1 rRNA gene is annotated in these 1,818 nt (G+C 45.4%); it reads right to left on the reverse strand.

The window, feature by feature from the left end:
* Positions 1-1,556: ribosomal RNA gene (locus Q4528_RS12580) — 23S ribosomal RNA — on the reverse strand; the annotation flags it as partial.
* Positions 1,557-1,818 lie beyond the last annotated feature (262 nt).

The raw sequence follows: 1,818 nt of genomic DNA on the forward strand, positions 1-1,818 counted from the left end.
ACCTTATGAGTGCCGGATTTGCCTAACACTCAGTCTTACTGCTTGGACGTGCAATCCAATAGCACGCTTCGCCTATCCTACTGCGTCCCCCCATCGATTAAAACGATACTAGGTGGTACAGGAATATCAACCTGTTATCCATCGCCTACGCCTGTCGGCCTCAGCTTAGGACCCGACTAACCCAGAGCGGACGAGCCTTCCTCTGGAAACCTTAGTCAATCGGTGGACGGGATTCTCACCCGTCTTTCGCTACTCACACCGGCATTCTCACTTCTAAGCGCTCCACATGTCCTTGCGATCATGCTTCAACGCCCTTAGAACGCTCTCCTACCATTGTCCTACGGACAATCCACAGCTTCGGTAATATGTTTAGCCCCGGTACATTTTCGGCGCAGTGTCACTCGACTAGTGAGCTATTACGCACTCTTTAAATGATGGCTGCTTCTAAGCCAACATCCTAGTTGTCTGGGCAACGCCACATCCTTTTCCACTTAACATATATTTTGGGACCTTAGCTGGTGGTCTGGGCTGTTTCCCTTTCGAACACGGACCTTATCACCCATGTTCTGACTCCCAAGTTAAATTGATTGGCATTCGGAGTTTGTCTGAATTCGGTAACCCGAGAAGGGCCCCTCGTCCAAACAGTGCTCTACCTCCAATAATCATCACTTGAGGCTAGCCCTAAAGCTATTTCGGAGAGAACCAGCTATCTCCAGGTTCGATTGGAATTTCTCCGCTACCCTCAGTTCATCCGCTCACTTTTCAACGTAAGTCGGTTCGGTCCTCCATTCAGTGTTACCTGAACTTCAACCTGACCAAGGGTAGATCACCTGGTTTCGGGTCTACGACCAAATACTCAACGCCCTATTCAGACTCGCTTTCGCTACGGCTCCACATTCACTGCTTAACCTTGCATCAAATCGTAACTCGCCGGTTCATTCTACAAAAGGCACGCCATCACCCATTAACGGGCTCTGACTACTTGTAAGCACACGGTTTCAAGTTCTCTTTCACTCCCCTTCCGGGGTACTTTTCACCTTTCCCTCACGGTACTGGTTCACTATCGGTCACTAGAGAGTATTTAGCCTTAGGAGATGGTCCTCCCAGATTCCGACGGAATTTCACGTGCTCCGTCGTACTCAGGATCCACTCAAGAGAGTATATATTTTCGACTACAGGATTATTACCTTCTTTGATTCAACTTTCCAGATGATTCGTCTAATATATACTTTTGTAACTCCGTATAGAGTGTCCTACAACCCCAACAAGCAAGCTTGTTGGTTTGGGCTCTTCCCGTTTCGCTCGCCGCTACTCAGGGAATCGATTTTTCTTTCTCTTCCTCCGGGTACTAAGATGTTTCAGTTCTCCGGGTCTGCCTTCTGATATGCTATGTATTCACATATCGATAACATGACATAACTCATGTTGGGTTTCCCCATTCGGAAATCTCTGGATCAACGCTTACTTACAGCTCCCCAAAGCATATCGTCGTTAGTAACGTCCTTCTTCGGCTTCTAGTGCCAAGGCATCCACCGTGCGCCCTTAATAACTTAATCTATGTTTCCATCCTACAGGAAACGCGTTATTAATCTTGTGAGTGTTCTTTCGAACACTAGCGATTATTTCTTATGAATTCAAGCTTTAAAACTCTAATTCACTCGGTTTTGCTTGGTAAAATCTATATTTTACTTACTTATCTAGTTTTCAATGTACAATAAATGTTTGAATGTTGTATAAACATTCAAAACTGAATACAATATGTCAATGTTATTCCTTCATCTTCTACGAAGATGTTCCGAATATATCCTTAGAAAGGAG

The organism is Staphylococcus pasteuri (assembly GCF_030547725.1).
Taxonomy (GTDB): Bacteria; Bacillota; Bacilli; order Staphylococcales; family Staphylococcaceae; genus Staphylococcus; species Staphylococcus pasteuri.